This is a genomic window from Gramella sp. MAR_2010_147, from assembly GCF_900105135.1.
Lineage (GTDB): Bacteria > Bacteroidota > Bacteroidia > Flavobacteriales > Flavobacteriaceae > Christiangramia.
In genome coordinates, this window is the sequence record NZ_LT629741.1 from 2,728,223 (window position 1) to 2,753,026 (window position 24,804).

Consider the following 24,804-nt stretch of genomic DNA (forward strand, 5'->3'; position numbering starts at 1 on the left):
CAAGAAACTGTTGATTGGATGTTTCAACAGTTACCTATGTTTCAAAGAATAGGGAAACAGGCTTTTAAAAAGGATCTTTCCAACACCCTTAAACTGGCTGAACATCTTGATCATCCAGAAAACAAATTCAAGAGTATCCATGTAGCCGGTACTAACGGTAAAGGTTCTGTAAGCCACATGCTTGCCTCGGTATTTCAGTCTGCTGGTTATAAAACCGGTTTGTATACTTCCCCGCATCTTAAAGATTTTAGAGAAAGAATTAGAATTAACGGTAAGATGATTCCGGAGAGAAATGTAGTTGATTTTATTGGGAAAAATCAAAGCTTTCTGGAGGATAATAAGCTGAGTTTTTTTGAAATGAGCGTGGGAATGGCTTTCCATCATTTCGCAGAAGAAGGAGTTGATATTGCTATTATTGAGACCGGAATGGGGGGCAGGCTGGATTCGACTAATATCATTTCCCCGCAACTATCGGTCATTACCAATATTGGCCTGGATCATACTGCATTTCTTGGAGAAAACCTTTCAGAGATCGCTCAAGAGAAAGCAGGTATCATTAAGACGAATGTTCCAGTAGTCATAGGTGAAAAACAAAAGGAAACAGAAACTGTTTTTAGAAAAGTTTCAAAAAACTTAAACTCGAATATTTTTTTTGCGGAAGACTTTAAATTTCAAGAGTATTCTACCGATTTAAAAGGGGATTATCAGAAAAAGAATTTGAGGACAGTGCTTACATGTATTAAGGTGCTAAGAAAGAATTCCTGGGATATACCGGAAGAAGCTCTTAAAAATGCTCTTAATAATGTAAAACTCCATACTGGGCTTCAGGGCCGGTGGGATATAATTCGCGAAAGACCGAAAATAATTTGTGATACGGCACACAATGCTGAGGGACTCAATCTCGTAATGAAACAGCTCAAAAAAGAAAGCTTTCTTCATCTGCATATAGTTTTGGGGGTAGTTAATGATAAAGATCTTTCTAAAATATTGCCTTTATTTCCTAAGAGCGCATATTTCTATTTCTCAAAACCAAATGTACCTCGAGGGCTTGATGCTGAGCAGCTTCAAGCTGAGGCATCAAAATACAATTTAGAGGGACTGGTTTATAATTCCATCAAGGATGCTTTCCTGGCTGCGGAACAGGAAGCGCTGGATGAAGACCTAATCTACGTTGGAGGAAGTAATTTTACGGTTGCAGAAGTATTATAAATCAAAACTAAATTTTCAGGATAATTTACCTTATCTTTATTAGGCTCTGTAAATAATATGTTGTTTAGTAACTCCCTTCTACACTTACTTTCTTTGGTTTAACCCATTTTCTATATCATGAGTTGACTTTTTAGCTATGAATATTTATTCACTAAAAAAATCAACTAAAAATGAAAACAATCACCAAACAATTGGTTCTTGTACTTATGCTCTCCATTATTGGAGCTGCCACGGGTCAGGAAGAGACCAATCAATCAGAAGAGCAGGAGTACCAGCCTGTTTACATTACAATGACTACCACACACTGGAGTGATGATCCAGAAACAGATTTTTCAGATTGGCTTGACACTGAAAAACAGTATTTCGAGAACGTTACTAAAAAGAACGATCTAATTCTTAGTTCGGGCGTTTATACCCATTATTTTACCGCAGACAATTCTGAAGTGATGCTGGTGAATGTATACAGGACCTGGGAAGATATTGAAAAAGCGAATGAAATTAATCAAAAACTCGTGGAAGAAGCCTGGCCAGATGAGGATGAAAGACAGAAATTTTTTGAGAAACAGGCTGGCTATTATGAACCAGATCACAATGATGAGATCTATCAATCCATGGAATACATGATCCCTGAAACTGAAGGAGGGGAGGAGCCTCGTATTTATTATGTTAGAACTAGCGAGCTTTCTATGAATGGAGAGGGCTCTCCGGAAAAATTCAAAGAATATTTTGAGAAAGTCACTAAAAAGAGCAAAAAACTAAAGGGATACTATACCCATAGACATTTATGGGGGTCCAATAGCAGGGAATTTAGTGAAGTTTTTGTGTTTGATAGTCTGGGTGAGATAGAAGATTTCTTTGATGAAGAACAGGAGTTAACATCTGCCTCCTGGCTAGATGAAAATGAAAGAAATGCTTTTATTGATGATATGGGCAAATTATTTACCGGAAGACACGGAGATTATGTTTACCGGAGTGTTCCCGAACTAATGAAATAGAATGCTCACCCTGAGGTTTTTACCTCAGGGTGTTTTTAAATGTTTAGAGGGATAAATTAAATTGACAAAATTAAATTCATTTTTCAATGAAATTGTTTTGTGTAAATGAAAATCTAGTCTATATTTGCATCCGCAATCACGCAAGGGCGCGTAGCTCAGTTGGTTCAGAGCACTTGGTTTACACCCAAGGGGTCAGGGGTTCGAATCCCTTCGCGCCCACAGAATCGAAAAGGCTTCCAGAATTGGAAGCCTTTTTTTATGCATAAAAATTAAATTGAAAATCCTTTAAAAAATATATATCAGATTACTCATTTTTGATATATTTGCATCCGCAATCACGCAAGGGCGCGTAGCTCAGTTGGTTCAGAGCACTTGGTTTACACCCAAGGGGTCAGGGGTTCGAATCCCTTCGCGCCCACATAATCAAAAAGGCTTCCAGAATTGGAAGCCTTTTTATTTTTCTATAATTCAGATTGTCCAATTTCATTTCGCCATTAAATTTACTTAAATTCAGGAGGTACTTTTTGATCTTAGAATGAGAGTGTATTTTGAAGTAAAAAAATCTGAGGAAAATTGATAAATTCTTAATTGCAGGCACAGGCATTGTTGAAGCAAGAAAAAGCTATTCAGAAGGGTTATATCTATTGGTTCTGTACGGATACATAATAGTGAAATTATAGTTAGAGGTTATAATAGAAGGGTGTGGTATTTTGCATGGGAGAATGAATGAAACTTTCAAAGGAGTCGTCAGCTTTGAAAAGAAGATATTGATAAATAATAGTTTATGGCGGCAATTCTCTTTTTGATATATTTGTTACAAACGGGTGATTAGCTCAGTTGGTTCAGAGCATTACCTTGACAGGGTAGGGGTCACTGGTTCGAATCCAGTATCACTCACAAAAAAAGCCTCACTAGAGAAGTGAGGCTTTTTTGTTTCAGGTTTACAAGAATTAGTTTACCGTACCAATTTCCAATCTGGATATTATTTCTTTATAGAGTCTAAAACCCTTTCCAGGGCCATTCCTCTGGATCCTTTGATCATAAAATAACAATTCTGAAAATCTGAATCTGCTAAATGTTCTTTTAAACTTTCTATAGATTTGAATTTAAAGATGAAATTGCTACTGGTATCAGTGTTTTTAAAATGATCTCCTAGTAAATAAATTTCTGCAAAATCACTGTTCTGAACATAATTTGCAATGACCTGATGTTCGGTAGTTGCAGAGCTTCCTAGTTCAAACATATCTCCCAGAATGGCAATTTTCTGCTTGTTTGTGCGTAGCTGACTAAAATTTTCCAGCGCTGCGTGCATACTGGTTGGATTGGCATTATAGGCATCCATGATAATGGTGTTGGTGCCTGTTTCTAAAACCTGAGAACGATTATTGTTAGGACTATAATGTTCTATAGCTTCTCTTATTTCTTCAAACTTAACTTTAAAGTATAAGCCTATACATAAAGCTGCAGCCATGTTCGTGGTATTATACGAACCTGTTAATTTACTTTTGAAATCAGTCTGATTATAATTTAGTTGTGCATGGGGTAGACCGGTATGGTATTGAACTTTTACATTAGCATCTTTACTTTCTCCAAAGCTAAATACATGACTGTATTTTTCATGTTTTCTCTGGATCTCGTCATCGATATTTAAAAAAATCAATTTATGTCTTTCCTGTAAATCCTTATAAAGTTCAGTTTTAGCTTTAACAACTCCATCCAGGCTTCCGAAGCCTTCCAGGTGAGCTTTCCCGAAATTTGTAATATAACCGTAATCTGGATTTGCAATGCTGCACAGAAACTCTATCTCTAAAGGATGATTTGCTCCCATTTCAATAATACCAAACTCAGTTTGAGCATCCATGGATAATAAGGTTAAAGGAACCCCTATATGATTATTAAGGTTCCCTTTTGTAGCGATGGTTTTAAATTTTCTTGAAAGAACGGAATGGACAAGCTCCTTAGTGGTTGTTTTTCCGTTACTGCCCGTTATGGCAAGAATGGGAATTTGCAAGTAGTTTCTGTGAAATTTAGCTAGATTCTGAAGTGTTTCAAGAACATTTTTAACTAAGATATAATCTTCTTTGTCCTTTGCAAGCTTTTTGTCATCTACCACTACATACCGGGCACCATTTTGAAGTGCAGCTTGAGCAAATTCATTGCCATTAAAGTTTTCGCCTTTGAGTGCAAAAAACATACTATCCTTTCTGATATTTCTGGTATCTGTGTCAGCGCCTGAGCAAAGCAGGAAGCGTTGATGTAATCTAGCTGTATTCATAAAATAAATCTATAAAAAAAGCCCTAAACAAATTAGGGCTTTAAGTTTATTTTATAGTAGTTACTCGTTTAATTACTTCTGGCTGTCTTGTTTTTATCTAAAGATTTAGAGCCAACTCGAGACATTGCATTTCTAAAACCAATATAGTCTGTGGCCATGTCTTGTGGAAAATAGCGGCGCTGAGCTGGGTCTAGCCAATAAGCTCTGTCTCTCCAGCTACCTCCTTTATAAACTCTTACTTCATCACTAACCAGTGTGGTTCTTTTTTCTTTGTCGTAACCCCTTTCTGTAATTCCACCTTCAGATGTGCTATCAGCATAAGTGAAATTGTCGTAAGTAGGAGAATTATACATCCTTTTAGCAGGATCTTCTTCTGTTTCCTGGAAGGGCTGGTAATATCTACTGGAGCTTTTATCACCATCACGGTAATCTCTTTGATCACTCTCAGTGAAATTAGTTCTCATGTAAGTGTCTTCTTCAGTAACAGGCACCTGAGCGATCTCACCAGGAAGGTTTCGAGCTACCAGTTTTCCATTGCTTAAAGTATCATACACAACATCATCTGTTCCAACAATTTTTACGGTACCATCTTCATTGATGGCATGTTTGGTGTAAACGTTACCACGGTAATAATTGAAGTCATTAAATTCATCATCTACGATAGGCCTGTAAACGTCAGCAACCCATTCAGAAACATTTCCAGCCATATCATATAGACCAAAATCGTTAGGTTCATAAGTTTTTACTTCCGCTGTAATATCGGCACCATCATCACTCCATCCTGCAATTCCGCCATAATCACCATCTCCCTGTTTGAAATTGGCAAGTTGATCTCCCATTCTCTTAACATCACCATTTCTGGTGTATTGACCATCCCAAGGATATTTTTTTCTACCTCTATAAGTGTTGTAGCTTCTAATTCCCGTTAATCCCAGTGCAGCATATTCCCATTCGGCTTCTGTTGGAAGTCTGTATTCTGGATAAATTAATCCGCTTTCACGACCTGGATATACTTTTTTAATTGGATCACCGGCTTCATTGGTTTCATTCAGCCTGTCTTGAGATTCATCACCACCCTGACTAATTTCGGTATTGCCTCCATAAGCTTTACTCGGGGTGTGAATATATGTTTCAGTATTAAACGTAGAAGAGGCATCTACATCTGTATATCTTGCGCCTTCTTTAATAAAACCTTCTTTTTCCAGGTTGCTTTCGTTTACACGATCTGTTCTCCATTTACTGAATTCCACAGCCTGAATCCAGCTAACTCCAACAACAGGGTACTCTGCATAAGCTGGGTGACGTAGGTAATTAGTTACCATCGTTTCATTATATCCTAAACGGTTTCTCCATACCAAGGTGTCTGGAAGAGCTCCGTCATAAATATTCTTATAATTTTCTTCACTTGGAGGGAAAACACGTCTTAGCCAATCTAGGTATTCCAGATACATTTTGTTGGTAACTTCGGTCTCGTCCATATAAAAGGACTGAACATGTTGTTGTGTTGGTGTGTTGTTCCAGTCGTGCATAGGGTCATCTTGCACACGTCCCATAGTGTAAGTTCCTCCTTCTACAAATACAAGACCCGGGGCAGCTTCCTGCTCCTTATAATCGGTGTTGTATTGAAATCCGCCTTCATCCGAATTTATATCCCATCCGGTTGCGCGAGAGGTGTTTTTGTAATTGTTCGATTTATTACAGCTTAGTAAGCTAACGCCACAAACTACAGCAATAACGGCTTTTAAAGCTACATTCAATTTCATAGTATTCCCTTCTTTATGATAGAAATTTAGGCTTTGCAATATACTAATTAACGATAAATGTACAAGATTATTTTGTTAATTCTAAAAGAGTTGGAAATTACATAACTCCCTGATATGCCATGACCTAAGATCGTTTTATATTCGGTTTATTATTAGGCTTTTAAGTTTTAGGCCTAAGAAGATTTATAAACGGCTAATTAACTTAAAAATTATATGGAATTCTAATTTTGGTCGAATATAATAGTCTCTCGTCCCATGAATGCAATAATTTATATTAATTTGAGTTATATTCATTAAGCCCAAACTTAATTGCCATTTTAAATTTCATGTTTTTATAATTGTTGAGAAAGCTTTTTTGTGAAGAGGTTCTTTCTTAACGGGAATATTACTATATATTTGTTTATCATTAACTACTATAATGAAAAAAATTACATTCTTTTTGATCGTCGCCATTTTGTTTGCCGATCTTTCATTGTTTGCTCAGGAAAATGATAGGGATAGGGTAATTACTACGGCTGTTCCTTTTTTATTGGTTGCTGCAGATGCGCGTGCTGCCGGGATGGGTGACCAGGGGGTTGCTACCTCTCCAGATGTTTTTTCTCAACAATGGAATCCGGCGAAGTATGCTTTTGCAGACAGAGAAAATGGCGTGGCAGTGTCCTACACTCCATATTTAAGTGAGATTGTTAATGATATCTTTCTTGGAAGTCTTAACTACTTCCATAAATTAGATGATCGTAGTGCAGTTGCGGCAAGTCTTCGATATTTTAGTTTGGGATCTATTGAGACCCGTCAGGGCTTTGAAGATCTTCCTCTTTTGGTTAGTCCTAATGAACTTACATTTGATGTTTCTTATTCTTTGAAATTAAGTGAAACACTATCTATGGCTGTCGCCGGGAGATATCTTAGATCAGATCTTGGACTTCAGGATAGTGAAGATTTAGGAGCTGCTTCCACTTTTGGGGTAGATGTGGCCGCATATTATGAAGGAGAACAGCTTACGTTAAGTAATTTTGACGGTAGATGGCGTTTGGGTGCTGCGATTTCCAACATTGGGCCTAAAATGAAATATGATGACGCGGGTCAGGAAAACTTTATTCCAACCAATCTTAAACTTGGTGCTGGTTTCGACTTTATTTTTGATGCGGATAATCGTTTAGGAACTTATGTGGAGTTTAATAAGTTGTTGGTGCCAACTCCACAGGATTTTGATGATGACGGGGATATTGATGGTGAAGATGATGAAGAATATAATTCAGTAGGTTCTATAGAAGGTGTTTTTAAATCTTTTGGGGATGCTCCAGATGGTTTTTCTGAAGAGTTAAAAGAGGTAACACTTGCTTTAGGAGCTGAATACTGGTATCAGGAGAAATTTGCTCTTCGCGCAGGATACTTCAATGAAAGTGAAGAAAAGGGGTTTAGAAGATTTTTCTCGTTAGGTGCTGGTTTTGCCTATGAGAATATTATTATAGACGCCTCTTATTTATTTTCCACGTCTTCTGTTCCAAGTCCTTTAGAAGGAACACTTAGATTTGGATTAAGTTTTAATTTTGGAGATAGCTTCAATAATTAATAAAAACATTTCTTAAAACTCTCTTATTGCTACTTGAAACCTTAGGGGTTTCTCTTACCTTGTTTTTCCAATAATTTTATATGAAGCCACTTACCATTACTTCACGTTTAGAAGTTTATGAATCTATAGATGAAATTCCTCAGGATGTTCAGGATCTAATGCAGAAAGCTATTGATGTGAGGGAGCATGCTTATGCGCCATATTCCAGATTTAAAGTAGGGGCTGCTATTCTTTTGGAGAATGAAGAAGTCGTAGTAGGGAGTAATCAGGAGAATGCGTCCTATCCATCCGGTTTATGTGCTGAGAGAACGGCTATCTATGCAGCTGGGGCTAAGTTTCCTAATTCCCGAATTTTAAAAATTGCGATCACAGCAAAATCTTTAAGACATAAAGTTGTTTCGCCGGTGCCTCCATGCGGTGCATGCAGACAAGCTATGGTTGAATATGAAGTAAAGCAGGAAGATGCCATTGAACTTTATTTCATGGGAGAAACAGGAAAAGTTGTAAAAGCTGAGTCTATAAAGGATTTGTTGCCTTTAGTGTTTGATAATTCCTGTCTATAAGGTTTTCGTAATTTTTTTGCAGTAAAACTGTTTTCGTTTCTTGTCGAAAATAGTATTTTTGTTATCCGCTTGGCAAAACCAATCTGTCTGGCCATTAAATATAAATTTTAGATGAAGAAAATTACAAAAGCCACCTACTTAAAGTGGTACGAGGATATGTTGTTTTGGCGCAAATTCGAGGATAAGCTTGCGCAGGTTTATATTCAACAAAAAGTTAGAGGATTTTTACATTTATATAACGGGCAGGAAGCTATTTTAGCAGGTGCACTTCATGCGATGGATCTTGAAAAAGACCGTATGATTACCGCCTACAGAAACCATGTTCAGCCAATCGGGATGGGAGTGGATCCTAAAAGAGTAATGGCAGAGCTTTATGGAAAGAAGACTGGTACCTCGATGGGACTTGGGGGCTCTATGCATATTTTCGCCAAAGAACAAAGATTCTATGGTGGTCACGGGATTGTTGGAGGTCAAATTCCTCTGGGAGCTGGACTTGCTTTTGCCGATAAATACCACAAAAGAGATAATGTAACCTTAACCTTTATGGGTGATGGTGCAGTAAGACAGGGAGCTCTTCATGAAACCCTGAATATGGCTGTAAACTGGAATTTACCGGTTGTTTTCTGTGTGGAGAATAATGGGTATGCTATGGGAACCTCTGTGGCACGTACTTCCAAGGATACTGAAATATGGAAATTGGGTAATGGCTATGAGATGCCATGTGGCCCTGTAGATGCAATGGATCCCGTAAAAGTTGCTGAAGCACTGGATGAGGCAATCACCAGAGCGAGAAAAGGAAATGGTCCAACTTTCCTTGAGTTAAAAACATATCGATATAGAGGTCATTCTATGAGTGATGCTCAGAAATATCGTACCAAGGATGAAGTTGCTGAATATCAGAAACTAGATCCTATCACTAAAGTTAAGGAGATAATTAAGGAGAAGAAATACGCTTCAGAAAAAGAAATAAAAGAGATCGATAAACGCGTTAAGGAGAAAGTTTCAGAATGTGAGAAATTTGCAGATGAATCAGATTTCCCGGATAAGAATATCATGTACGACGTTGTTTACGAACAAGAGGATTATCCTTTTCTAGCACATAAATTAGACTAAACTATGGCAGAAGTTATCAAAATGCCACGTTTGAGCGATACCATGGAAGAAGGTACCGTTGCAAAGTGGCTGAAAAAAAAGGGAGATAAAGTAGAAGAAGGTGATATTCTGGCTGAAATCGAAACTGACAAAGCCACGATGGAATTTGAATCTTTTTATGATGGGACTTTACTTCATATTGGGGTTGAAGAGGGCGATGGCGCCCCGGTGGATGAATTGCTGGCTATAATTGGTGAAGAAGGTGAAGATATTTCTGACCTTATCAATGGAGGTGGCAGTGATGATGATTCTGAAGATGATAAGGATGAGAAAAAGGATAAATCTGCAGAGTCTAAGGATAAGAAAAAATCTAAAGACGATTCTGATAAAGATGATGAGTCAGATTCCGATGATGACGGTGGAGATGATGAAGGTGTTCCCGAGGGTGTGGAAATTATAAATATGCCTCGTTTAAGTGACACGATGGAAGAAGGAACCGTGGCTGCATGGCTTAAGCAGGAAGGGGACAAAGTTCAGGAAGGAGATATTCTTGCTGAAATAGAAACCGATAAGGCTACAATGGAATTTGAGTCTTTCTATGAAGGTACGCTGTTGAAAATAGGAATCCAGGAAGGGGAGTCTGCAAAAGTAGATAGTCTTCTGGCAATTATTGGCCCTGAAGGAACCGATGTTTCAAAAATTGATACTTCGGGCGGAAGCGATAAAAAGAAAAAGAAATCTGATTCAGCAGATAAAAAAGAAGAGAATACCGATTCTTCTAAAGATTCAGAAAAACAGGATAAAGAAGAGAAAAGTTCTTCCAGCCAGTCTGAAGCTAAGGACGGAAAAAGAATTTTTGCTTCTCCATTGGCCAAAAAAATGGCTGAAGATAAGGGAATTGACCTTTCCAATGTTTCAGGATCTGGTGAGAATGGAAGGATCGTAAAGAAAGATATAGAAAACTATAAAGAGTCTGATAAACCAGCAGAAGCAAAAGCAGATTCAGCTGAAAAATCTACTGCTGCGGCTCAGCCATATACTCCGGCGGGAGAAGAAAGTTTTGAAGATCGTAAAAATTCACAAATGCGTAAGGTGATTGCCAAGCGTTTGGGTGAATCTAAATTTACTGCTCCTCATTACTATCTTACTATCGAGGTGAATATGGAGAACGCGATGGCTTCAAGAAAACATATCAACGAAATGCCAGATGTGAAGGTGTCTTTCAATGATATGGTGATCAAAGCTTCAGCAATGGCTCTTAGAAAACATCCACAGGTAAACAGTCAGTGGACAGGGGATGCAACTAAAATTGCCAGGCATATCCATATGGGTGTGGCTGTAGCGGTAGAAGAAGGTCTTGTGGTTCCTGTGCTTAAGTTTGCAGATCAAATGTCGCTAACGCAAATTGGCGGGAATGTAAAAGATCTTGCAGGAAAGGCTAGAAATAAAAAGATCCAGCCGGCAGATATGGAAGGAAGTACTTTTACAGTTTCTAACCTTGGAATGTTTGGAATTGTAGAATTTACCAGTATTATTAATCAACCAAACTCAGCGATACTTTCTGTTGGGACAATCGTAGAGAAGCCGGTGGTTAAGAATGGCGAGATCGTGGTTGGGAATACCATGAAACTTACACTTGCATGCGATCACAGAACGGTTGATGGTGCAACAGGTGCTGCATTTTTACAAACTTTAAAGACTTATATGGAAAACCCGGTGACCATGCTGGCTTAATTCGAAGCTTTAATAAATTATGAGAATCCCGCCTAATCGCGGGATTTTTTTATCTTTAGCGCTATGAGAAAAATAACACAGTTCAATACATTTTGCGGCATGTTCATTATGCTGTTTTCTATCCTGGCATGTACTGGCCAAACCAAAAACAATTCAGAAGTAATAAATGCTGAAGTTTCTATCGCTGAAGTTCAGAATGATCTCAACTACCTGTCTTCAGATGATTTAATGGGAAGAAAAACAGGAAGCCAGGGGATTGAAGATGCTGCAGTATTTATTGAAGATAAATTTCAGACTTATGGGCTGAAACCATATTTTGAGACCTATAGAGATCATTTTATGATCAATGACATTAAGGGATTTAATGTAGTAGGATATCTGGAAGGTAGCGATTCCAAGTTGAAAGATGAGTTTATAGTGATAGGGGCGCATTATGATCATATTGGAACTGGAAAAGAAGTTGAAGGAGATACAATTGCGAATGGTGCTAACGATAATGCCGCAGGTACCGTTGGAGTAATTCAGCTGGCGAAATATTTTGCTGAAAATGGAGGAAATAAAAGGAGTATTATTTTCGCTTTGTTCTCAGGGGAAGAAATGGGATTAAAAGGTTCAAAGCATTTGGCTGAAAAGTTGAAAGAAGAAGATCTGAACTTATATGTGATGTTCAACCTTGAAATGATTGGGGTACCAATGAAGGCGAAAGATTTTAAGGCTTACTTGACCGGATTCGAAAAATCGAATCTCGCTGAAAAATTTAATGAATATTCTGATGGAGAACAGGTACTGGGATTTTTGCCACAGGCTCAGCAGATGAGCCTTTTCCAACGAAGTGATAACTATCCGTTCTATCAGGTTTTTGGAGTGCCTTCGCAAACTGTGAGTACTTTTGATTTTTCTAATTATCCATATTATCATCATGTAGATGACGAATCTGAATTTCTGAATGCTGAATTTATGGCTTCCCTGATAGAAGATCTCATTCCTGGATTAGTGAAAATGTCCAGTTCTGCTGAGAAGGAAATTAAAATGAACGAGTAATGAAGAATATTGTAGTTACAGGTACCAGCAGAGGTATTGGGTTTGAACTGGTTTCCATTTTGTCAAAAATGGGGCATAATGTACTGGCCTTATCCCGCAATAAAAAACCCGTGGCAAACATGGAATTATCTAATGTAAATGCTTTTTCTTTTGATATCACAGATGAAGACAGTCATATTCGAGCTGAAAGTTTTATTGAAGATCAGTGGAGCTCCAAAGTAGATATTTTAGTTAATAACGCCGGTGCCTTTTTAAATAAGCCGTTTGAAGAAACAAAGTCAAATGATTTTAGAGAGGTATATGAAGTAAATGTAATTGGGGTTGCCTCCATTACCAGAAAATTACTTCGCTTTATGTACAAAGACTCCCATGTGCTAAATATCAGTAGTATGGGCGGAATTCAGGGAAGTATGAAGTTTCCTGGACTAGCGGCGTACAGTTCCAGTAAAGGTGCGTTGTTAACACTCACTGAATTGCTAGCGGAAGAGTATAAAGAGAGTGGGCCATCTTTTAATGCACTGGCCCTTGGTGCAGTTCAAACAGAAATGCTCGAAGAGGCTTTTCCCGGGTATAAAGCTCCTGTGAATGCTCAGGAAATGGCCAAATATATTGCAGATTTTAGTTTGAACGGGCAAAAATTCTATAACGGTAAAATTTTGCAGGTGTCCAATAGTACACCCTGATGAATGAAGGAGATTCTTTCAAAATACCTGCCGGCAAATGCGGTAGAACCCGTTTCAGAATTGATAAAAATGAATGGGGTTCACTTAAAGATTGTCAATGAACGTGTAACCAGACATGGTGATTACAGAAGATTACCGGATGGCTCTCAGCAAATCACCATTAATGCAAATTTGAATAAATACCGGTTTTTAATAACCAGTATTCATGAGATCGCTCATTTAATCGCTTTTGAAAAATATGGACGTGAAATAAAACCTCATGGATTGGAATGGAAATTTTGTTTTAGAAGTTTGATGTTACCTTTTATAAGACCAGAGATATTTCCAAATTCCTTATTGCCGGTGATCGCAAATCATTTTAGAAATCCAAAAGCCAGTAGTGATACAGATGCAAAATTATCTGTTGCGCTCAAAAGTTTTGATCCTGAGAATGGTAAAAACTATATTTTTGAGATTCCTTTAGGAAGTGTGTTCAAGATCCATAACGGGAAGACTTTTAAAAAAGGTCCTAGAAAAGTGAAACGATACGAATGCCTGGAAATCGATTCAGGAAAAATTTATTTATTTCAGCCAAATGCTGAAGTACATTTAATTAAGGTTTAAAAAATTATGACGGGGACTAAAAAAGATAATTACTATGCAATTATTATGGCAGGCGGTGTTGGGTCAAGATTTTGGCCAGCAAGTAAAGCATCAAATCCTAAGCAGTTCATAGATATTTTGGGCGTAGGGGAAACGCTTTTTCAAACTACTTTTAAAAGACTTTCAAGACTTATTCCTGCTGAAAATATTTATGTGCTAACCAATGAAAAGTATGTAGATATGATCAAAGATCAGGTTCCGCAAATAAAAAACGAGCAAATTGTTCCGGAGCCCGAAATGAGAAATACTGCACCCAGCATTTTATTAGGGGCATTGAAGATTTTCAAAAAGAATGAGAATGCTTTAACAATCGTAGCTCCCAGTGATCACTGGATAAAGGACGAAGACGGTTTTATCGAGTCTATCCAGGAAGCTTTTGACAATGTAGAGAATGATGACAAACTTATAACGCTTGGTGTGGAACCAACAATGCCAAATACGGGTTACGGATATATTAAGTATGATAAGGAGCGAAAGGAAAACGTTAAGAAGGTAGATGCTTTTACAGAAAAACCAAACGTAAAAAAGGCGAAGAAATTTATTGAAGCTGGAAATTATGCCTGGAATGCCGGTATTTTTATATGGAGTGCAAAATTTATTATTGAAAATTTTAAGCAGTATCTGCCAGATATGTTTGATATTTTTAATAAAGGAGAAAGAAAGTGGAATACAAATGAAGAACAGCAGTTTTTGAAAGAGAATTACTCCAAAGCTTCTAATATTTCAATTGATTACGGGATCATGGAGAAATCTGATGATGTGTATGTGATTCCGGTAAGTTTTGACTGGAATGATCTTGGAACCTGGTCTTCGGTACAAACCGAATTACCTGCAGATGAAGATGATAATACAACGATAAACTGCAGACTTCATTCAGAAGATTCAAAAAATAATATTGTTTCTGCAATTGATAAAAAGATCGTAGTTTTAAAAGGGTTGTCAGATTTTATAATAGTTGAAGATAAAGATATTTTAATGATCGTTCCAAAATCTGATGAACAGTATATTAAAGAATTAAGAGATCAGGTTATGAAAGATTTTGGTGAAGACCTAGGTTAAAAATGGCAGAAATAAAGAATACAGAAACTGAGTCTAAGAATTCCAGTGGAGAAAATCTTAGGGAGGACGCAAAGGAAATTCAGAAAAAGGCACGTACATTTTTAAGCCGCCTTCTGGATATTCGGGAAGATACTGATAGGGAGTCAACGGTTGAGGCTGTCCAGAAGGATATCTCATTCAAAGGGCATAATGCATGGATTCTAATCTTTTCAATATTTGTAGCATCCATAGGACTTAATGTTAGTAGTACTGCTGTGGTTATTGGCGCGATGCTTATTTCTCCTCTTATGGGTCCCATTGTAGGTATAGGAATGGCAGTAGCTATTAACGATGTAGATACTTTAAGACGCTCTTTTGTCAATCTGGGTATTATGGTGGGCCTAAGTGTAATCACGGCCACTATTTATTTCTTTATTTCACCAGTAAAACAGGAAACTCCTGAATTAATTGCCAGAACATATCCCACAATTTTAGATGTACTGGTCGCTATTTTTGGCGGACTTGCTCTAATTGTGGCTAAAACTAAAAAAGGAACTATAGCAAGTGTTATTCTAGGGGTAGCGATCGCTACAGCACTTATGCCACCGCTTTGTACTGTTGGTTATGGTTTGGCAACTGCAAAATGGGATTTTGCTTTAGGAGCCCTTTATTTGTTTTCGATAAATGCGGTATTTATAGCACTGTCTACTTTTGTTGTTTCAAAATTGTTAGGTTTTCCTTTAGTTAAATATGCTAATAGTAAAAGGCGAAGAAGAACAGCTCAAATAGCTTCTACCGTTGCCATAATTGTAATGATCCCCAGTGTTGTTCTTTTTGTAAAATTGCTCAGGGAGCAGGTTTTCCAGAGTAAGGCGACAGAATTTATTGAAAATACCGTAAGATATTCGGGTGCTGAAACTTTAAAGTTTACAAGTGACTATAAAGACAGAACGATAGATGTATATATGATAGGTAATTCAATTCCTTTAGCAACAATTACTACTTGGCAGGAATCTTTGGATGATGTGGAAGCTTTAAAGGAAACTCAACTTATAGTACATCAGGGTAACGATCAGAGTCAGGATATTAATCAACTCTCCACAGAGGTTAGGAGTGGGATACTTGAAGATCTTTATGTGAAGAACCAGGAAGTTTTGCAAAATAAAGATAGACGAATACAGTTGCTCGAGTCTGAACTCTCTAAGTATAGAGGTGATAAATTTTCTTTTGTTAACTTAAGTAAAGAAGCAAAGATCAATTATGAGAACATCGAGGAAATTGGTTATTCTAATTTAATAACTACCAATTTTCAAAAAACCGATACTATTCCAACTTTTACAGTATTGTGGAATACTAAAATATCCAGGCAGGAGTTAAACTCACAGCAGGAAAAATTTGCAGACTGGATGAGGGTGAGATTAGATCTTGATACGCTTGCGATTAAAAATATTCGCTAACTATAAACCTTTTAATTGGGCTTTTCTAACTTTTTGGAAAAGATTGGAAGAGTAAACAAAATCGGTTACCGTCTGGTCATCAGTCCTGAAAATTTCTTCTTTAGTACCTTTCCAGGCTAATTCTCCATCTTTAAGAAATGCAATACGTTCCCCAATTTCTAGAACTGAATTCATATCGTGGGTAATCACAACAGTAGTGATATCATTTTCATGGGTAAGTTCCTGAATTAAATTATCTATTACAGTGGCCGTTTGCGGATCCAGGCCTGAATTAGGTTCATCGCAAAATAAATATTTAGGCTTATTTACAATCGCTCTGGCAATGGCAACCCTTTTTTGCATTCCACCACTGATTTCTGAAGGCATTTTGGCTCCCGTCCCATCTAAATTAACACGTTCCAGTACTTCGTGAACCCTGGTGAGCATTTCTTTTTTTCGTTGTCTGGTAAACATTCTTAAAGGAAACATCACATTTTCCTCCACAGTCATAGAATCAAATAAGGCGCCTCCCTGAAAAAGCATTCCCATTTCTGTTCTTAGCTCGCGTTGTTCTTCATCTGAAAATGTTGAATAAGGTTTGCCGTCATATTCAATAGTGCCTTTATCAACTTTAAAAAGTCCCAGCATGCATTTCAGGAAAACACTTTTACCAGATCCAGACTGCCCGATGATCAAATTGGTTTTCCCTCTTTCAAAGGTATAGTCTATTCCTTTCAGCACTTCCTGATCGTTAAAACCTTTATGTAAATCTTTTACCTGTATCATTCGTTAGCTTAATAATAGTTGAGTAACTGCATAATTAGTGATAATTAGAACCACACTGGTCCATACAAAAGAGGTTGTTGAAGCTTCTCCAACTTCCAGCGCCCCTCCTTTCATATAATAACCATGATAAGAAGGCACTGTTGCCAGGATAAACGCAAAAAGAAATGTTTTTATAAAAGCATAGGTAAGGTGAAAGCCATTAAAATCATCCTGAAGTCCCGTTAAAAACTGATCTGAAGTAACAAATCCACCAAGAACTGCAGCAAAATAGGCCCCTGCGATCCCTAGAAACATTGCTATAGCAATTAAAAAGGGATAGGTTAGCATGGCGATAATCTTAGGTAATATAAGGTAATTCTTAGAATTGATACCCATCACCTCCAGCGCATCAATCTGTTCAGTAACTCTCATAGATCCTATACTGGAAGTAATGAAAGAGCCTACTTTACCCGCCATGATAATGGATATAAAAGTGGGAGCAAATTCTAAAATTACAGATTGCCTTGCAGCAAATGCTACAAGAGACTTGGGTATAAGAGGATTGTTTAAGTTTAATGCAGTTTGAATCGCTACTACCGCTCCAATAAAGAACGACAAGAACGCAACGATTCCCAGAGAACCCATGATGAGTTCATTTATTTCTTTAAAAATAAGATTTTTAAGAACCGAACCTTTGGTCATTCGGCCAAAAACTCCTTTAAGCATTAAAAAATATTCCCCAATGGAGTGCAGGTAGGTCATTAATTGAATTTTGAAAAGCTAAAATACTAAAATTTCGCGCTAAACTATTTAACGCTTAATTAAACTTTAGCGTTTCAAGTTTAGTATTTTTGGGGTCTATTTAAAAACTTAACCTAATGAAAAGGTATTTATTAGCAATGTTCTTGCTGCTTCTTATGTCGCCCTTAAAAGCGCAGATTAAAAATGAGAAACCGAAGCTCGTGGTTGGAATCGTCGTAGATCAAATGCGGTATGACTATTTAACCCGTTTTTGGAATCAGTTTGGGGAAGAAGGTTTTAAGAGGCTGGTGAATAATGGCTATAATTTTAAGAATAACCATTTTAATTATGTTCCAACGTATACCGGGCCTGGTCATGCTTCAGTTTTTACAGGTACAACGCCGGAATATCACGGAATTATAGGCAACGGCTGGTTTGATAAATTTGAGGATAGATCTGTTTATTGTGTTTCAGACGAATCTGTTCAACCAGTAGGAACCGAAAGTGAAGCAGGGAAGATGTCTCCACACCGAATGAAGTCTACTACTTTTACAGATGAAAACCGCCTTCATACTCAAATGAAGGGGAAGACTATTGGGATTGCTCTAAAGGATCGGGGAGCTATTCTTCCTGCAGGTCATTCTGCAAATGCAGCATATTGGTTTCATGGCCAGGATGAGGCAAAATGGATAAGTAGTAATTATTACATGAGTGATCTTCCTGGCTGGGTAAAGGAATTTAATAATTCTGGGAAGGCGAAGGCCTATTTGAAAACATGGAATACTTTAAGGGATATCAAATCTTATACAGAAAGTGGAGTAGATGAGAATAATTTTGAATTTGGGTACCAGGGGAAAGAAAAGGCTACATTTCCATATGACCTCAAAACACTCGCTGCTGAAAACGGAAATTTTGAGCTAATCAAGGCAACACCTTTTGGGAATGACCTAACTGCTGAATTTGCAAAAGCGGCAGTTGAAGGAGAATCCCTTGGGGAAGATGATATAACAGATATTTTAACGCTTAGTTTTTCCAGTACAGATTATGTGGGACATAACTTTGGGGTGAACTCTAAAGAAATTCAGGATACGTATTTACGATTAGATCTTGCCATTGGTGATTTTCTAGCGTATTTGGATAAGACAGTAGGAGCGGGCGAGTATACCGTTTTTCTAACTGCAGATCATGGTGGAGTAGATGTTCCTGCCTATTTAAAAAGTAGAAAGATCCCTTCGGGATATTTTGAGGACGTAAAAATGAATGAGAAAATAGAAAAATTTGTAAACGAAGAATTTAAAGTTGATAGTCTAATTCAGAATATTTCAAATACACAGGTTTTTCTGGACTATAAGGTATTAAAAGAAGAAGATCTTGATGCACATGAAGTGCAGCAAAAAATTGCTCACTACTTACTTCAGCAGAAAAATATTTCTCGGGTATATACCAGGGAGCAACTTCAATCTGCAAGTTTTACTGAAGGGATTAGCGCGCTGATTCAAAATGGATTTAATCAGGAACGTAGTGGTGATATTCTATTTGTGCTGGATCCCGGGTATATTATTTATCCCGAAAAAGGAACTACTCACGGTTCGGGTTTTATGTATGATACGCATGTGCCATTGATCTTCTTCGGAAAAGGGATCAAACCTGGAAGTACGTTTGAGCATTCGGTAATTCCAGATATCGCTCCGACGATCTCGGCATTATTAGGAATTTCCTTTCCTGATGCTTCCATAGGGCGACCTTTGGTTGAGATGCTGGAAGATTAAGCGAATTTCTTTCGGATATTCGCCCAACGTAATTTTCTAATAAAACGGCCTTCTTCTTCTGAAACAAGAAAAGGTCGTTTCTTATTTTTAGCCGTGAAATATCCAGAGATATAATGTAAAAATGCGAACGGATTCATCTTCATGGCTGCTAATTTAGCCGAAGCAATAAGACTTAGAAGAGTGCCATATCGTAATCTGTAAAAAGCTTCACCCTGCTTTCTTCCAGAATGTTCAAAATAGTTCATTCCTGTAGGGCGAAGGTGTTTTACCAAAAGAGAATCATCGGTCACTACTTTCCAGCCATGAAAGCGAGCCAGTAGTTCATCTGCAGTATCCCATCCCATCGCAGGTTTTAATTCGCCTATCTGGATAAAACAATGTTTTCTATATGCTTTAAGGGCTCCGCGAATGTGATCTTTCCCGGTAAGGTTTTCCGGAATCCATTTATTTTTTTGCTGAATGCTGCAAAAACCACCTACTATCCCGGCCAGATTATCATTTTCAAAATATGCTGAAATCTTTTCCAGATAACTCTCAGGAAAAATAAGATCTGCATCAAATTTACAGATCACGTCAAAATTATCATCTAATTTATAATAGCCTTTATAAAAAGCATTTATCACTTTACTGCCCGGAGCATGTTCGTTGGAAGAACTGTTTTTAACTAGTTCGATGAATGGATATTTTGAGGCGAACTTTTCAACAATTTCAGAAGTGTTGTCTTTAGAACTATCATCAACCACTACTATTTTATCCGGCTTAAGGCTTTGATCTGCCAGAGACTGAAGCGTTTGGCCTATAAAACTGGCTTCATTATGAGCAGGAATGATAATATAGATCTTCAATTGAAAATTAGTTATTATGAGGGGCTAAGATAAAATTTTAGAAGAAGATGTTCAGATCTTTTCAGCGTAAACCGCATAATAACGCGGGGTGAATTTTCTAAGTACAGGTCTTATTCCAATCTTATTTACGGGATTGGTCCATTTGAGAGTTTTTTTTATTTCCCAACCACTTTTTTCAAATAGCCAGTCAAACTGCCAATCTTCAAATTCATGATAATGCCGGTCCCATTTATCGGTTTTACTTTGATATGCCGGAGAAAACCATAGTCTAAGCGGAACGCTGGCGATAATTTTTTTTGCTTTTATTTCCCGGAGAATATTATAAGGAGCCAGGAGGTGCTCAAAAATTTCAAATGCAGTAACCAGATCATATTCCTCACTTTTTACAGCATCAAAATGATCGTCCAAATCTTCACCTGAAGTATTTGAAACATCATAACCATTTTGAGTCATGATCTCAGAAAATGGGTTTTTTACGCCCAGATCAAGAATTCTGGCCGGAGGAGGCACCAGTTCTTTTAGAAATTCCAGAGTTTTTTGATAACGCTTTTCAGGAAAAGTATTCTCGTACATTCTAGATCTGATAAGTGATCGCATTGATGTTCATCCCTGCACCCACACTTGCGAACATGACAATGTCACCTTTTTCAAGTTTCTGGTTGTCAATTTTTCCTCTTCGAACAAGATCAAAAAGGGTAGGCACCGTTGCGACGCTACTGTTGCCTAGTTCATGGATGGTCATTGGCATTACATCATCTGGAGGAGTCATGCCATGCAATTTGTAGAAACGCTGGATAATTGCATAATCCATTTTTTCATTAGCCTGATGAATAAATACCTTCTTTAGATCTTTGATAGATTTCCCGCTGTTTTCAAGACATTCTTTCATCGCTTTAGGAACGTTTACCAAAGCAAATTCATAAATCTTCCTGCCGTGCATTTTGATATACTTAATATCTTCTGGTGCAGTGGTATGATTGGATTTCCCAAAATAAATATATTCAGCTTCCTGAAAAGAATAGGTGGCAGATTCATGGGAAAGTACACCTGAAGCATCCTCAGAAGCTTCAAGGATCACTGCTCCAGCACCGTCTGAAAATATCATGGAATCCCTGTCATGCTTATCTACAACTCTTGAAAGCGCTTCGGCTCCAATAATAAGGCATTTTTTGGCAATTCCTGCTTTAATAAATGCCTGTGCCTGTATCATTCCTTCAATCCAGCCCGGGCAACCAAAAAGAAGATCGTAGCCTACGCATTTTGGATTTTTAATTCTTAGATGTGCTTTTACACGGGTAGCTAAACTGGGAACCGTATCACTTTGAATGGAATTTGACCTTACGTCTCCATAATTATGGGCTACTATAATGTAATCCAGGGTTTCGGGATCTATACCAGAGCTTTCAATGGCTTTTTGACTTGCAATAACAGCAATATCTGAAGTGTTTAAATTTTCATCTAAATAGCGTCGTTCTTCAATTCCAGTAATCGCTTTGAATTTTCTAATGGTCGTTTCATTATCATGAGGAAATGAAGAACCGTCAAGATTATAAAATTCGTGTTGATCAAAGTCAGCATTTTTTGTTACGACATTTGGTATATAGCTCCCCGTTCCGGTTATTTTGCAATTCATCTGACCATAGGTTTTATTCTGGGGGGTAAGTTACTAAATAGCTGATTAAATGCGTTAATTGCTTTTGAAAAATTATTAAAAGTCTGGAGCTCAATCCTGCCTGAGTTCCAGACTTTCATAGATTTACTTGATATTCATCTTCTCCAGATGAGCTGTGATGGTTTTTTCCTTTTTGTCATATTCTACGATTAAAACATTTCCTAGTTTTGCTGGTAGAATAGAGGAGTTAATATCTCCTCTTTCTAAATAAATTTTATCTTCAGATATCTCATTATAGTCATAGATGAGGGTTTTAAAAGCATTCTTATTCTTTTCCCCTTTAATCCTTTCGTAGTCCACAAAAGAGCTATAAAATCTATTTTTTTCAGGATCATTTTGTGTGTAGGTATAATCAAATGCTCCATAATTTACTAAAGCTCTGGCGTTCAATTGCGGGCTGCCAAAGTCGGTAGCACATAAAACCCTTGAAGTTCCTTTTTCAAATGTTTTGATCTCCTGCAACTCAAAATTTGGTTTAAATTCAAAAACCACAGCATCAGAAATAGTAAGCTGAGTTGCGCTTCCTCCGCCCCCCAGGGCAAGAGAGGCTACACCCAGAGCACTTACTGTTTTTTTGAATTTTTCACCTATGGCAAAAAACTTTCCGTCGCCGGTTTGAATAAGATCATGAAAGAAAACGTAACTATTATCTCTTTCTTCTACCTGCATATACGGATAAATATTCTCATCCCAGTTTACAAGACTTTCACGAACACTCTGTCCATTACCGTCCAGTTCTTCAAGAAATACCCCCTCGCTTTTATCATTCAGAATTTTAGCATTGGGTTTAAAATATTCTCCCATTAGAATAAGATGATTATCATTCTTTAAAAAGGCATTAGTGATCAACCTGGGATTATCTTCTTCATATTTTTTCTCTATGATGAGTTCTCCTGTAGCTGCATTAAGGATTTTTGTAGTGACATCCACCTGTCGTGACAATAATCCACCTTTCTTATATTCAAGAAAAACAATAAACTCCTCGTTTACATCTAGCGGGGTGATAAAGAACATGTCTTTGGCTCCTTCTGGAGAGGAATATGACCATGGTTTTGAATCTCCCGTAGGATAGAAATTTATATCGTAGCCAATTTTTTTATCATCAGTTACCTTATTGAAAATAAAGCCTTTATTGGGAATTGCGTATAGCGGAAAGTATTCATTGCTTACACTATACAGGTTGATTAGCTTGTACTCTCTATTGCTTAAAGAAATAGTTTCATCAGGCAATTTTTGAGCATTCTTATCAAAGGATACAAGTTTTATCTGCTTTTCTGAATTATCCAGTAAAGCGAACATGATTGCTTCATTATTATACCTCCCATCAATAAGCTGCGTTCTCTTGTGGGCAACATAAGATTTCAGCGCGAGTTCATTTAGATTTTTATCCAGAATTTGAATTCCAAACTCTCGATCTTTTCGGCTCTTTTTATCTATTTCATAAAAGAAGTAGTAACCATCCACATTTTTTTCGTGGCTAAGCATTGCTCCAGAATTTCGGAGTTTGAAATCGGTAATATTGTCTAATGTTCTTGACTGGCCAAAACATAGTGTAGTTAATAGAAAACAGAAAACAAGAAGTTTTGAATTTTTCATATTTAATAGGTGTTAGTTAGCGTTAATATTTTCGAAATAATTGATTAAATCTTTACCCTTAGTGGTGGTACTTAAACTTGCTTTATTGTAAACGCAAAACCAATAACCAATTTTTCTGGTGTTCTTCATTTCTATATTCACTATAAAGCGTCTTAGCTTGTCTAATTCTTCTTCCTTGGAAAATGGATTTTCAGGGCTTATGTATTTGCCAATGCTATGACTTCCTTTTAATTCATAAATTTTCCTGAGCAATGTGGCTATTTGAATATTAAACTCTTCGGCATTGATGTTTCCCAACTCATATTGCTGAAGTAGGAAATAAAGCGCGAGGTCAAATTGTTTTCTGTCTAAGGCTACATGTGTGCTTATTAATGCTGAAATTGATCTAAGCTCAGCAGAATTTGTACTGATTTTAGGTTTGTTTTGATCGATATGTTCTCTTAGGATATTTGCACGCTCTTTAACAGCAGGATGAGTTCTCAGGGAATCTTCGTTTAGAGAATACTCGTTATCTGGCTTTTCAATACTAAACAGATTTGTTTCCTCTTTTTTTGTCCAGTAATCTTTAAACGGATATTCTTCAAAGGAGAAATATTTTTTTAAATCTGTTGGGTGATTAAAGAATGCGCCTTCATCAAAATCCAGTTTTTCCAATATTTCTGAAGCTGCTTGCGGGGCGTAAGTGGTTTTTGAATAATAAGTATTTCCTAATGAATCGGCAGAAATTTCAGCTTGTCTGGAATTCTTTCTCATAAGGAAACTCAGATCCTGAAAGAATTCCCTTGCCATAGAAAATTGGCCATATCGCCTCGCTTTAATTTCACTTATCTGGTCTTTAGCTGCCTTAGACTCTGTATTCCGAAAAAAGGTTTCAATAGATTCATCAATATGTTTTAGTTTATAATGCGCAATTTCATGACACAAAATAAAGGCAATTTCATCGTCGCTATCTGTAATAGAAAAAAGACCGTTATGAATGGCAAAAATACCATTGCCGTAAGAAGAGGCATTAGGAATAGGGGAGGTTCTAACGACAAATTTAAAATCTGAATGATCTATCTCAGGGTTAGATCTATAGATTTTCCTTAAAATATCACCAACTCTTAGGTCTATAGATTCGCTATAAATAAAGAGGCTGTCTTCAATATTTTCAATAAAATTATCCCTTGATTTTTCCCAGTATTCGGTAACTTTTTTATCCTGATTACCCTCGTATCCCTCTATTTTGGCAGTGGTGATTCTATTAAGATAGTTACCTGTTTCGAGATCTTTTTTCTTTAAATAGCGATAATCTACTTCCTGGGCATATACTGCCATAAAAAAGCAATTTATGCTCATTATTATCAGGTACACTGATAAAATGGAAGCTTTA

At 37.2% G+C, this 24,804-nt stretch carries 21 protein-coding genes and 3 tRNA genes; 15 read left to right on the forward strand and 9 right to left on the reverse strand.

Annotation, left to right across the window (positions count from 1 at the left end; translation table 11 throughout):
* Positions 1–36: 36 nt before the first annotated feature.
* From BLT95_RS12245 to BLT95_RS12270, 5 genes are all read left to right on the forward strand, one after another.
* Positions 37–1,209: a folylpolyglutamate synthase/dihydrofolate synthase family protein gene (locus BLT95_RS12245; protein ID WP_231896369.1), complete on the forward strand. Its 1,173-nt coding sequence runs from the start codon at positions 37–39 to the stop codon at positions 1,207–1,209.
* A gap of 170 nt (positions 1,210–1,379) precedes the next feature.
* A complete protein-coding gene (locus BLT95_RS12250; protein ID WP_089666453.1) occupies positions 1,380–2,204 on the forward strand; it encodes a hypothetical protein in 825 nt (274 codons plus the stop codon).
* A gap of 144 nt (positions 2,205–2,348) precedes the next feature.
* Positions 2,349–2,423, forward strand: a tRNA-Val gene (locus tag BLT95_RS12255).
* A 124-nt stretch (positions 2,424–2,547) separates the two neighbouring features.
* Positions 2,548–2,622 (forward strand) — tRNA-Val (locus BLT95_RS12260).
* Between the two features lie 404 nt (positions 2,623–3,026).
* Positions 3,027–3,101, forward strand: a tRNA-Val gene (locus BLT95_RS12270).
* 85 nt (positions 3,102–3,186) lie between these two features.
* Here the strand turns inward: BLT95_RS12270 and murF are convergent.
* Positions 3,187–4,479: a UDP-N-acetylmuramoyl-tripeptide--D-alanyl-D-alanine ligase gene (murF, locus tag BLT95_RS12275; protein WP_089666455.1), complete on the reverse strand. Its 1,293-nt coding sequence runs from the start codon at positions 4,477–4,479 to the stop codon at positions 3,187–3,189.
* 68 nt (positions 4,480–4,547) lie between these two features.
* Positions 4,548–6,242 (reverse strand): gliding motility lipoprotein GldJ, encoded by a 1,695-nt coding sequence (gene gldJ, locus BLT95_RS12280; RefSeq protein ID WP_089666456.1) that lies wholly within the window; start codon positions 6,240–6,242, stop codon positions 4,548–4,550.
* A gap of 418 nt (positions 6,243–6,660) precedes the next feature.
* On the opposite strand from gldJ, the gene porV reads away from it, so the two are divergent.
* The 9 genes from porV to BLT95_RS12325 all read left to right on the forward strand — a co-directional run bounded on the left by porV (position 6,661) and on the right by BLT95_RS12325 (position 16,065).
* Positions 6,661–7,815, forward strand: a complete 1,155-nt coding sequence (gene porV, locus BLT95_RS12285) for a type IX secretion system outer membrane channel protein PorV (RefSeq protein WP_089666457.1) — start codon at positions 6,661–6,663, stop codon at positions 7,813–7,815.
* An 80-nt stretch (positions 7,816–7,895) separates the two neighbouring features.
* Positions 7,896–8,378, forward strand: a complete 483-nt coding sequence (gene cdd, locus BLT95_RS12290; protein ID WP_089666458.1) for a cytidine deaminase — start codon at positions 7,896–7,898, stop codon at positions 8,376–8,378.
* A gap of 111 nt (positions 8,379–8,489) precedes the next feature.
* On the forward strand, positions 8,490–9,491 hold the full coding sequence (gene pdhA / locus BLT95_RS12295) for a pyruvate dehydrogenase (acetyl-transferring) E1 component subunit alpha (RefSeq protein WP_089666459.1): 1,002 nt from the start codon (positions 8,490–8,492) through the stop codon (positions 9,489–9,491).
* Positions 9,492–9,494: 3 nt separating this feature from the next.
* Positions 9,495–11,204 carry a pyruvate dehydrogenase complex dihydrolipoamide acetyltransferase gene (locus tag BLT95_RS12300; protein ID WP_089666460.1) on the forward strand — a complete coding sequence of 570 codons (1,710 nt, stop codon included), beginning with the start codon at positions 9,495–9,497 and terminating at the stop codon, positions 11,202–11,204.
* A gap of 63 nt (positions 11,205–11,267) precedes the next feature.
* Complete coding sequence (locus BLT95_RS12305) at positions 11,268–12,245, forward strand: M20/M25/M40 family metallo-hydrolase (protein WP_089666461.1); 978 nt, start codon at positions 11,268–11,270, stop codon at positions 12,243–12,245.
* Positions 12,245–12,928, forward strand: coding sequence for an SDR family NAD(P)-dependent oxidoreductase (locus tag BLT95_RS12310; RefSeq protein WP_089666462.1), 684 nt, complete (start codon positions 12,245–12,247; stop codon positions 12,926–12,928). The genes BLT95_RS12305 and BLT95_RS12310 overlap by 1 nt, the downstream gene beginning before the upstream one ends.
* Before the next feature lie 3 nt (positions 12,929–12,931).
* Positions 12,932–13,531 carry a SprT-like domain-containing protein gene (locus BLT95_RS12315; RefSeq protein WP_089666463.1) on the forward strand — a complete coding sequence of 200 codons (600 nt, stop codon included), beginning with the start codon at positions 12,932–12,934 and terminating at the stop codon, positions 13,529–13,531.
* A 6-nt stretch (positions 13,532–13,537) separates the two neighbouring features.
* Entirely contained in the window at positions 13,538–14,629 is a 1,092-nt protein-coding gene (locus tag BLT95_RS12320; RefSeq protein ID WP_089666464.1) for a mannose-1-phosphate guanylyltransferase, read from the forward strand.
* Between the two features lie 2 nt (positions 14,630–14,631).
* Positions 14,632–16,065, forward strand: coding sequence for a DUF389 domain-containing protein (locus BLT95_RS12325; protein ID WP_089666465.1), 1,434 nt, complete (start codon positions 14,632–14,634; stop codon positions 16,063–16,065).
* Here BLT95_RS12325 and BLT95_RS12330 read toward each other — a convergent pair whose 3' ends face one another.
* Together BLT95_RS12330 and BLT95_RS12335 are read right to left on the reverse strand one after the other, a co-directional pair.
* Positions 16,066–16,830, reverse strand: coding sequence for an ATP-binding cassette domain-containing protein (locus BLT95_RS12330; protein ID WP_089666466.1), 765 nt, complete (start codon positions 16,828–16,830; stop codon positions 16,066–16,068).
* Between the two features lie 3 nt (positions 16,831–16,833).
* Positions 16,834–17,571 carry an ABC transporter permease gene (locus BLT95_RS12335; RefSeq protein ID WP_089666467.1) on the reverse strand — a complete coding sequence of 246 codons (738 nt, stop codon included), beginning with the start codon at positions 17,569–17,571 and terminating at the stop codon, positions 16,834–16,836.
* A 116-nt stretch (positions 17,572–17,687) separates the two neighbouring features.
* Here BLT95_RS12335 and pafA point away from each other — a divergent pair, with 116 nt between their 5' ends.
* The gene (gene pafA, locus BLT95_RS12340) at positions 17,688–19,319 is read left to right on the forward strand and encodes an alkaline phosphatase PafA (protein ID WP_089666468.1); all 1,632 of its coding nucleotides are present in this window, start codon (positions 17,688–17,690) and stop codon (positions 19,317–19,319) included.
* Here pafA and BLT95_RS12345 read toward each other — a convergent pair.
* From BLT95_RS12345 to BLT95_RS12365, 5 genes are all read right to left on the reverse strand, one after another.
* Entirely contained in the window at positions 19,316–20,164 is an 849-nt protein-coding gene (locus BLT95_RS12345) for a glycosyltransferase family A protein (RefSeq protein WP_089666469.1), read from the reverse strand. The two genes, pafA and BLT95_RS12345, sit on opposite strands and share 4 nt — an antisense overlap.
* Before the next feature lie 51 nt (positions 20,165–20,215).
* Entirely contained in the window at positions 20,216–20,737 is a 522-nt protein-coding gene (locus tag BLT95_RS12350) for a methyltransferase domain-containing protein (RefSeq protein ID WP_089666470.1), read from the reverse strand.
* Position 20,738: 1 nt separating this feature from the next.
* Positions 20,739–21,797: a ketoacyl-ACP synthase III gene (locus BLT95_RS12355; protein ID WP_089666471.1), complete on the reverse strand. Its 1,059-nt coding sequence runs from the start codon at positions 21,795–21,797 to the stop codon at positions 20,739–20,741.
* Between the two features lie 123 nt (positions 21,798–21,920).
* The gene (locus BLT95_RS12360; protein ID WP_089666472.1) at positions 21,921–23,432 is read right to left on the reverse strand and encodes a DUF6770 family protein; all 1,512 of its coding nucleotides are present in this window, start codon (positions 23,430–23,432) and stop codon (positions 21,921–21,923) included.
* Between the two features lie 12 nt (positions 23,433–23,444).
* Positions 23,445–24,749 (reverse strand): M48 family metallopeptidase, encoded by a 1,305-nt coding sequence (locus BLT95_RS12365; protein ID WP_157718057.1) that lies wholly within the window; start codon positions 24,747–24,749, stop codon positions 23,445–23,447.
* Positions 24,750–24,804 lie beyond the last annotated feature (55 nt).